Origin of the sequence: Propioniciclava sp., assembly GCF_036744435.1 — a bacterium.
Lineage (GTDB): Bacteria > Actinomycetota > Actinomycetes > Propionibacteriales > Propionibacteriaceae > Propioniciclava.
Genome location: NZ_DAIOIA010000227.1, coordinates 1 through 2,117, shown reverse-complemented (window position 1 = coordinate 2,117; position 2,117 = coordinate 1). Strand labels below are relative to the sequence as shown.

Below are 2,117 nucleotides of genomic sequence, written 5' to 3'. Positions count from 1 at the left end.
CGAGACCGGCGGCTTCAGACCCCGACTACACCGTGGATTGTGATGAGCCACCAAACCGCATACGTCAGTGAAGTCGGTCTCGACGCCAGGGCTCCGTCTCGCCGCGCCAAGCAACACGAGGTACTCGCATCTCTGCTTTCTCAGCTACAGAAGAAGCCGCGCCGTATCTCGATCCATAGTTACGGCGCGACCCGCGAGATCGTGGACCACCTTGAGCGAACCCCGGTGACTGGCGCGATCTTGCACTGGTGGCTCGGCGACCGCGCCACCACAAGCCGCGCACTCGAACTCGGAGCCTATTTCTCCCTCAACATCGCCACCCTGCGGCAAAGCGATGCAATTGATCTCATACCCATCGATCGCCTCCTCCTGGAGACGGACCACCCAGACGGCAATCGCCGCGGCGCTCGTCCACAGCAACCCGGCAATGTCGCTGATGTCGAAGCCAGTCTTGCGAAGGCGCGCGGAATCAGCACTACAGAGGTCCGAATACAGGCTTGGCGTAACCTCGCCGATCTCGTCACCTCCACGGGAACCAACGACCTACTACCCTCCCGAGTGGCAGCGATTCTCGGCGCTATCACTTAGCCGACCGTGAGGCATGTACCCAGGATGCACTGACATCCCAGCGACCCATCTGCGCCCCTCAACTGCCGAAAGTCAACGCTCGCGACCATGGAGGAATAGTCAAATCCTGTGGATGGGCGTGTCACGCGGCCTGTTGATCGTCTCCTGATTCGTCGGGTCGTTCGATGAGTTTGCCTTTGTGGAAGGGGGCGCCGGCTCGGACGAGGGCGACGAGGTGGGGTGCGTTCACGGCTCGCCACCGGTGTTGGGCTGACTCGATCAGTTTGAACGCCATCGCGATTCCGGCGGCCCGTGACCCGGGACCTTTGGTCACCCGCTGCCGCAATCGGACGGTCGCGAAGGTGGACTCGATCGGGTTCGTGGTCCGCAGGTGGACCCAGTGCTCGGCTGGGTAGTGATAGAACTCCAGGAGCACGTCGAGGTCGTCGGTGATCTTCGCGGCCGCTTTGGGCCACTTCACGCCGTAGTCCGCGGCGAACACTTTGGCAGCGGTCCGGGCGTGGTCGATGTCCTCAGCATTGGTGATCTCGGCGAGGGCGGCCTTCGCGCCTGGGTGGGCGGACTTCGGTAGCGCGGCGAGGACGTTGCCGGTTTTGTGGAACCAGCAGCGTTGCTCACGGGTGGTCGGGAACACCTGCCGCAGCGCCGCCCAGAACCCCAGTGCCCCGTCCCCGACCGCGAGGACCGGGGCGGTCATGCCGCGGCGTTTGCAGCTGCGCAGGAGGTCCAGCCACGAGTCTTCGGATTCGCGGTAGCCGTCATCGAGGGCGATCAACTCTTTCGTGCCGTCGGCGCGTACGCCGATCATGACCAGCAGGCATACCTTGTCTTGTTCCAGGCGGACCTTCAGGTGGATCCCATCGACCCACACGTACACGTAGTCGCTGCCGGCCAGAGACCGCCTGGCGAACGCGGCGGCTTCGTCTTGCCAGTCCTTGGTCAACCGGGTGATCGTCGCCGGTGACAGTCCAGCCGCCGACCCGAGGAACTGCTCCAACGCCGGCGCGAAGTCACCACTGGACAGGCCGTGCAGATACAGCAGCGGGAGCACCTCGGCCACCCGGGGTGACTTCCGCGCCCACGCCGGCAGGATCGCCGAAGCGAACCGACGACGCTCACCAGTCACCGCATCCACCCTGCGGTCGTTGACCCGGGGTTGACGCACCTCGACTGCACCCGCGGCGGTCACCACCTCCCGCTCGGCGTGGAACCCGTTACGCACCACCAGCCGCCGGCCAGCCTCATCAACCACGCCAGCGTGCGCGTCGATGTAGGCAGCGACCTCGGCCTGCAACGCCACCGCGAGCATGCGGCGGGCCCCATCACGGATGATCTCGTCCAGCAACGACGCGCCCGCCGTATCGTCACCGGTCTCGTCGTGGACTAACTTGAGCATGGGCGTACCTTCCCGAACCAGCGCGCCAACGCCGGTCCCGATCAGAGCAATATGGACTTCAGATCATCCTCGGGAAGGTGCGCCCACACACGTCACCCCGCCGAAGACCATCCACAGGTTCTGATCATTGCTC

General features: G+C 64.6%; 2 protein-coding genes. One reads left to right on the top strand and one right to left on the bottom strand.

Features of this window, described 5'->3' with window-relative positions:
- Positions 1 to 588: TatD family hydrolase (locus tag V7E09_RS15450; RefSeq protein ID WP_324523719.1), on the top strand; the 588-nt coding region annotated here is incomplete at its 5' end.
- 121 nt (positions 589 to 709) lie between these two features.
- Here the strand turns inward: V7E09_RS15450 and V7E09_RS15445 are convergent.
- Positions 710 to 1,984, bottom strand: coding sequence for an IS256 family transposase (locus V7E09_RS15445; RefSeq protein WP_324523718.1), 1,275 nt, complete (start codon positions 1,982 to 1,984; stop codon positions 710 to 712).
- Positions 1,985 to 2,117 lie beyond the last annotated feature (133 nt).